6 protein-coding genes and 1 tRNA gene are annotated in these 6859 nt (G+C 59.6%); 6 read left to right on the plus strand and 1 reads right to left on the minus strand.

Features of this window, described 5'->3' with window-relative positions; all coding sequences use genetic code 11:
• Positions 1-159 precede the first annotated feature (159 nt).
• Positions 160-236 (plus strand) — tRNA-Arg (locus B3520_RS12330).
• Between the two features lie 236 nt (positions 237-472).
• Positions 473-1915 (plus strand): glycoside hydrolase family 28 protein, encoded by a 1443-nt coding sequence (locus tag B3520_RS12335; protein ID WP_286804396.1) that lies wholly within the window; start codon positions 473-475, stop codon positions 1913-1915.
• 44 nt (positions 1916-1959) lie between these two features.
• Here the strand turns inward: B3520_RS12335 and B3520_RS12340 are convergent, their stop codons facing one another.
• A complete protein-coding gene (locus B3520_RS12340) occupies positions 1960-2388 on the minus strand; it encodes an FKBP-type peptidyl-prolyl cis-trans isomerase (protein ID WP_286804397.1) in 429 nt (142 codons plus the stop codon).
• 213 nt (positions 2389-2601) lie between these two features.
• Here B3520_RS12340 and B3520_RS12345 point away from each other — a divergent pair, with 213 nt between their 5' ends.
• Genes B3520_RS12345 through eboE form a run of 4 tightly spaced genes read left to right on the plus strand, consistent with a single transcriptional unit; the run spans position 2602 to position 6725 of the window.
• Positions 2602-3507 carry an EboA domain-containing protein gene (locus tag B3520_RS12345; protein ID WP_286804398.1) on the plus strand — a complete coding sequence of 302 codons (906 nt, stop codon included), beginning with the start codon at positions 2602-2604 and terminating at the stop codon, positions 3505-3507.
• A gap of 33 nt (positions 3508-3540) precedes the next feature.
• Positions 3541-4437: a TatD family hydrolase gene (locus B3520_RS12350; protein WP_024460636.1), complete on the plus strand. Its 897-nt coding sequence runs from the start codon at positions 3541-3543 to the stop codon at positions 4435-4437.
• Positions 4438-4461: 24 nt separating this feature from the next.
• Positions 4462-5607, plus strand: a complete 1146-nt coding sequence (locus B3520_RS12355; protein WP_286804399.1) for a 3-dehydroquinate synthase — start codon at positions 4462-4464, stop codon at positions 5605-5607.
• Positions 5595-6725: a metabolite traffic protein EboE gene (gene eboE, locus B3520_RS12360; protein ID WP_286804400.1), complete on the plus strand. Its 1131-nt coding sequence runs from the start codon at positions 5595-5597 to the stop codon at positions 6723-6725. The genes B3520_RS12355 and eboE overlap by 13 nt, the downstream gene beginning before the upstream one ends.
• The last annotated feature ends 134 nt before the right edge of the window (positions 6726-6859 follow it).

The following is a 6859-nucleotide window of genomic DNA, read 5'->3' on the forward strand; positions in this document are numbered from 1 at the left end:
CCCTACGCAGGTTTATACCGCTGTGCTCGGCCGTAGGGCGGATCGGTCCGACGCATCGGAGCGAAGCGCATCCGCCGAAACCCATCTCCAAAAAAACTTTTTCAATCAAACACTTGACGAACCGCCTTCAGATCTCTAATATTCGCCCCCGTTGACGACGCACTCGTAGCTCAGCTGGATAGAGTACTCGGCTACGAACCGAGCGGTCGGAGGTTCGAATCCTCCCGAGTGCGCCACATACAGAAAAACCCCGCTTCGCAAGAAGCGGGGTTTTTTTATGCGTGTTCGGAAGGTAAGAACCTCCCTCTGGTTCGACAGATCGCCAGGCAATCCTCCCGTTTGCACACTTCTTGAAACTCCCCTCACTTTGTCTCACTATTCCCCTTGGCTCTGCCGACACGAGCAGGGCTTTGATCACGGATGAGTCATAACAACTACTTATTAAAGTCAATCAACCGACGGGATAGAAAACATGATCGATCTACAGAAACGCGGCAGCCTGAAGGCGCTGGGTCTGTCTTCCTGTGCCCTGGGTTTAATGCCGGTGGCCGGATGCAGCACCACCTCTCCAACTTCCCCCGCCTACGCTGGGCGCGATGAGGCGCTCTGGAAGCAGGCCGACGACATCATCGACAATATCGCACGAACAGACTTCCCGAACCGGGATTTTCCGGTCACAGAGTTCGGTGGCAAGGGCGATGGGGAAACCGATAATACCGGCCCGATTGCCAAAGCCATTGAGGCCTGTGCCGCCGCTGGCGGTGGCCGGGTGGTGATTCCGGCGGGGCAGTTCAACACCGGGCCGGTGCACCTCAAATCCAACGTCAACCTGCACTTGCAGAAAGGTGCCGTGCTGTCTTTCTACACGGACCCGGAACGCTACAAGCCCTACGTGATGACCCGCTGGGAAGGGGTGGAGCTGATGGGGTACTCTCCGCTGATTTACGCCTACGAACAGGAAAATATTGCGGTGACCGGCCAAGGGGTGCTGGAGGGCAATGGCTCCAATACGGTCTGGTGGCCCTGGAAGGGACGCTGGAGTCGAGCTCAGTGGCCCATTGATCCGGTAGAGGATCAAAAGCACACTCGCACGCCGCTGTTTGAAATGGCAGAACAAGGTGTGCCGGTGGAGGAGCGGGTGTTCGAGGACAACTATCTGCGTCCGCCCTTTGTTCAGCCTTACCGCTGCAAGCGTGTCCTGATCGAGGGGGTCACCATTCGCAACTCCCCCTTCTGGCTGCTCAACCCCGTGCTGTCTGAAGACGTGATTGTGCGCGGTGTGCAATGCGTCAGTCACGGACCGAACTCCGACGGTTGCGACCCCGAGTCCTGCAACCGCGTGTTGATCGAAAAATGCCTGTTCGATACCGGGGATGACTGCATCGCGCTCAAGTCGGGCAGAAACGCCGATGGCCGCCGTCTGGCCACACCGATCCAGAATATTGTGATTCAGGACTGCCAGATGCGCGCCGGTCACGGTGGGGTGGTGATTGGCAGTGAAATCTCGGGCGGTGCGCGCAATGTGTTTGCCCGTCGGTGTCATATGGACAGCCCGGTGCTGGACCGCGCGGTGCGCATCAAGACCAATTCGGTGCGTGGCGGGCTGATCGAGAATATCGCCATTCGGGATATCGTGATCGGACAGGTGAAAGATGTTTTCGTGATCAACTTTTATTATGAGGAGGGGGATGCCGGGGACTACCTGCCAAAGGTGAAGGATCTCCATGTCAGTAACATGGTGGTAGAGAATGCCGAGCGGGTGTTCCATTTGCGCGGCTTTGAGCGCGCACCCATCAGCGGGGTGACGTTACACGATGTCACCATCAAGCATGCCGATAAGTTGGGTATTCTGGAAAATGTCTCCTCCATTGAGACCGAGTCAGTAAGCCTTAACGGCGAACCAATCGAGCTTTGAGGTGTGGGCTCCGGCGCGGTGTAAAGCCGCGCTGGAGTAACACGCTAACTAAAAGCCACTTCCATCAGGCGCAGGTCGAAGATCAGCACCGCATTGGGCCCGATTTTGTTGCCCACCCCCTTCTTGCCCCAGGCCAGCTCCGGCGGCACCACGAACTCGTAGCGAGCGCCTTCCTGCATCAGTTGTAACCCTTCCTGAATACCAGCGATGGCTTCCTTCATCCAGAAGGTATCGGGCATTCCCTCCTGATAGGTGTCGCCAATCACCTTGCCGTTGACCAGTTGAATGCGCTGGTTGACCACCACCTTATCGTCCATGGTGGGCGCCAGGCCCTGGCCGGGCTCCACCTCCCGGTAGAGCAGTCCGGAATCGGTTTCCTGGACGCCGGGCTTCTGACGAAACTTGTCCATATACTGTTCACTGGCTTTGCGGTTCTGGCCGGAGGAGCCTTTGTTGAGCTTTTTGGAGGGCATAGGCGTGTCGTTCGGGTTGTTAAAAGGCGCAAGCTTTGCCGAAAATGCCCTGAATTGCAATTGTGGGCGTCTGGTTGCCCGCATGGGGTGGGGCGACCGGGCGGGTTAAACGATTCCTTACGATTCTGGGGTTACCTTCTTGGGGTGACTCGATTACCCTTGACCGTTTGCGTATAATCCAGCGTCTAATTATATGATTTATAGGTAGTGGCAGTGGCATCGGAGCATTCAGTACATCAATTATTGCAGGCGTTGTTGGATGAGCATCTGACCGAGTCCGGCCGGGCTTTCTGGGCCAAAGCGCAGGGCCAGGTGACCGACGGTGCCCAGGGTCAGACCTTTGCCAACCTCCTGGCCATGGCCAGCCGGCACGCCAAACGCCAGCCCCTGGGATTGACCGACACGGAGCTGGCCGCCGCTGAAGGCGCACTGCCAGGCTGGAGCCCACGGGCCTGGAATCGGCTCGAGCTGCTGCGCATCAACCTGATTCTGGCGCGCCCCGACCTGGAGCAGGCGAGCTTTGCCGAGGAGTTCGAGGCGCTGTTCCGCTTTGCCGACGAGGGGGAGACCTGTGCGCTCTACCGCAGCCTGCCTCTGCTGCCTCTCGGCGAGCGGTTTACCTGGCGGGCGGCCGAAGCCTGCCGTACCAATATGTTGACGGTCTTTGAAGCCGTTGCCCTGGACTCGCCCTATCCGGTCACCCACTTTGACGATACCGCCTGGCACCAGTTGGTGATCAAGGCGCTGTTTCTGGATTGCCCGCTGTACCGGGTGTCCGGGCTGGATCAGCGGCTCACTCCGGAGCTGACCCGGATGGCGCTGGACTGGGCCGAAGAGCGCCACAGCGCCGGGCGCCACTACCACCTGGGGCTCTGGCTCTGCCTGGGCCCTCATCACCCTGAGCGGGTCCGCCAGCTTCTGGAGCAGCATTGGCCCGAGGCCACAACGACTGAACAGCAGGCGATGCTGATGGGCGCTGCCCGTGCCGGGCAGACGCAGTGGCTGGCGTCGGTCGAGCCGGCGGACCCGAAAGTGTTACCCTACTGGCAAAACGCGACCGCAGGGCGCTCCGAACAGGCGCAGTTTGCGCCCCTGTTCGCCGAGCTGCCTTCCGCTTGATCAATAACGTACCCGAATAACAGAGGCGTGCTTATGCAGTACTTTGACCCGCATATTCATATGAGCAGTCGCACCACCGACGATTACCAGAACATGGCCGCCGCAGGCATTCGCGCGGTCATTGAGCCGGCCTTCTGGATGGGCCAGCCGCGCACCAACGTGGGCAGCTTCATCGATTACTTCGCCAGCCTGGTGGGGTGGGAACGCTTCCGCGCCTCCCAGTTCGGCATTGCTCATTACTGCACCATCGGCATCAACTCCAAAGAGGCCAACAACGAAGGTCTGGCCCGTGAGGCGCTGGAGATTCTGCCCAACTTTGCCCTGAAAGAAGGGGTCGTGGCGATCGGGGAAATCGGCTACGACGAAATCACCCCGGCCGAAGAGTACATCTATCAGCGCCAACTGGAATTCGCCGTCGAGCACGACATGGTGGTAATGGTGCACTCCCCCCACCGGGACAAGAAAAACGGCATCATCCGTTCCATTGATGTGGCGCGGGAGATCGGCGTACCCATGGAAAAGCTGGTGATCGACCACAACAACGAAGAGACCGTGGACGATGTGCTGAACAGCGGCGCCTGGGCGGCCTTTACCATTTATCCCAATACCAAGATGGGCTCTGAGCGGATGGTGGAAGTGGTCCGCAAATACGGGCCGGAACGCATCATTGTCGACAGCTCCGCCGACTGGGGCGTGAGCGATCCGCTGTCGGTACCGAAGACCGCCAACCTGATGCGCGAGCGCGGTATCGAAGAGAAAGCCATTGAGCTGACCTGTTGGCAGAACGCCCTGGACGCCTACGCCCAGTCCGGTCAGATCGACATCGACGAGCTCTCCCGGCCGGCGGTGATCGACCAGCGCCAATCCTATAACGACAACACTGTGCTGCGCGGTCAACAACCCCGCGTCGATGAGCCGGTGCCCAACTGATTGCAGAAGAAGCGGTAGCAACTCATGTGGCAGATTCACCAAGCGTTTACCATGACGCACGAGTTCCCGGTGTACTTCAACCGGGACACCTTCAACCCCGAGAGCGATGTGTTGCTCAAGGTGCTCGCGTTTGCGGGTAAAAAACGTCACCGGGTTCTGCCCGTGATCGATGACCAGGTGCTCAAGGGGCACCCGGATCTGGTAGAGCGCATGCGCGCTTACGCCGAGGCTCATGCGGACCGGATCGAGCTGATTGAGCCGCCTCTGATGGTGCGCGGCGGCGAAATTTGTAAGAACGACCCGGTGGAAGTGGATGAGTTCTATCAGCGTACCCAAATCGACCGGATCGACCGGCACAGCTTTGCATTGGTGATTGGCGGCGGTGCCGTGATCGATGCCATGGGCTATGCGGCGGCCACCGCGCATCGCGGCATCCGGTTGATTCGTATGCCCACCACGGTCCTGGCCCAGAACGATGCCGGCATCGGCGTGAAAAATGCGATCAACTACCGGGGCCGGAAAAATTACCTGGGTACCTTTGCCGCACCCTACGCTGTGATCAACGACTATGACCTGCTGAGCAGCCTGTCCGAGCGGGACAGCCGCTGCGGCATCGCCGAGGCGGTAAAAGTCGCGCTGATTCGTGATGGCGAGTTCTTCCACTGGCTACACGAAGCGCGCCATCGTCTGGGGGAGTTTGAACCCAAGGCCATGGAGCATATGATCGCCCGCTGCGCCGAGCTGCATCTGAACCATATCCGCACCAGTGGCGATCCCTTTGAGCAGGGTAGTGCCCGGCCGCTGGATTTCGGCCACTGGGGCGCCCACCGGATGGAAGAACTCTCCAACTCCGAGCTGCGCCATGGCGAAGCGGTGGCCATCGGCATTGCCCTGGACTCGCTGTACTCCCACGCCATGGGTACCATCGATACGCACACCCTGTTGGCCATTCGCGACACGCTCGAAGGCGTCGGCTTTACCCTGCGTCATCCGGCCCTCGAAGCACTGGATATTGATGCGGCCCTGCAGGGTTTCCGCGAACATCTGGGCGGCGAGCTGTGCATCACTCTGCTGACCTCGGCGGGCGAAGCGGAAGAAGTGGACCACATTGATCTGGACACCATGCACCAGTGCCGTCAGCAATTGCTGGAGAACCAATGGCCAAGCTGAACGCACCGCTCACCTATTGCAGCAACATTCACCCCGGCGAAGGCTGGGCCGATGTGATGCACAACCTCAACAGCCACGGACTGGAAGTGATGGAGCGACTGGGCGACAGCGCCCAGCGCCCCTTTCCTCTGGGACTGCGCATTGCCGGGCAAGCGGCGGCGCAAGTGGACGCCCAGGCCGTTGCGGAATTTCAGCAGTGGTGTCGCGAACACAACGCCTATCTGCTGACCATCAACGGCTTTCCCTACGGCGCCTTCCACAACGAGCGGGTCAAAGAAAACGTCTACCTGCCGGACTGGCGCGACCAGGAGCGCGTGCGCTACACCTGTCAGCTCGGCGATATCGCCGTACAACTGCAACCGGACGCCCGACAGCTGTCGATATCCACGGTACCGGTCGCCTTCAAACAGGGCTTCGCACCGGAAGACTGGAACACCGTACTCGGCCACATCCAGGACGTGCTCGCCCACTTCGCCAACCTGAAGCGAAGCACCGGCGTACACCTGATGCTCGCCATCGAACCCGAACCGGCCTGCGTACTTGAAACCACCGACGAACTGCTGGATTTCTTCCAACGCCTGCGCCCGCGTCTGAGCCTGGCCGAAAACGCCCACCTCGGCGTGTGCTTCGACTGCTGCCACCAGGCCGTCGAATTCGAAGACCCGGCCACCTGCCTGCAACGCCTGGCCGAAGCCGAAATCCCCATCGCCAAAGTCCAGGTCTCGAGCGCCCTACAGGCCGACACTCCGGAAGAAGTCGAGCACCTCAAAGGCTTCAATGAGCCGGTCTACTTACACCAGGCCATGGCCCGAACCAACGATGGAACGCTACACGCCTTCCCAGACTTACCCGAATTCGAAGCAGCCATGGACGCCGGTCTGACGCCAACCGAGTGCCGGGTCCATTTCCACGTACCGATCTTCCTCGAACACCTGGGCGACTGCGGCACCACCCAGGACTTTCTGAAAACACTGCTGCCCAAACTGGCAACTGATATTCCCCGGGAAGTGGAAACCTACAGCTTTGGCGTTTTGCCCGAACACCTTAAGACGGATTCGGTGGGGGAGAGTATCGCTCGAGAGCTAATGTGGGTAAACCAACTACTGGATTGTGACTGAACGCTCGACGCAATCGGTCCGGAGTCTGTTCAAGATCTTTAAAGAATTACGCTAGAAACGTGCAAGCGAGGCATCCGTAGGGCGGTTCAAGACTCTCGGAGACATGGATGTCGACGAGAAGCCCCCAGGGATGG

The organism is Marinimicrobium sp. UBA4509 (genome assembly GCF_002388575.1).
Lineage (GTDB): Bacteria > Pseudomonadota > Gammaproteobacteria > Pseudomonadales > Cellvibrionaceae > Marinimicrobium > Marinimicrobium koreense.

Bases quoted from the DNA above. Each gene is read 5' to 3' on its own strand.
- eboE (WP_286804400.1), top strand. From the start codon at position 5,595: ATGGCCAAGCTGAACGCACCGCTCACCTATTGCAGCAACATTCACCCC.
- B3520_RS12340 (WP_286804397.1), bottom strand. From the start codon at position 2,388: ATGCCCTCCAAAAAGCTCAACAAAGGCTCCTCCGGCCAGAACCGCAAA.
- B3520_RS12335 (WP_286804396.1), top strand. From the start codon at position 473: ATGATCGATCTACAGAAACGCGGCAGCCTGAAGGCGCTGGGTCTGTCT.
- B3520_RS12355 (WP_286804399.1), top strand. From the start codon at position 4,462: ATGTGGCAGATTCACCAAGCGTTTACCATGACGCACGAGTTCCCGGTG.
- B3520_RS12350 (WP_024460636.1), top strand. From the start codon at position 3,541: ATGCAGTACTTTGACCCGCATATTCATATGAGCAGTCGCACCACCGAC.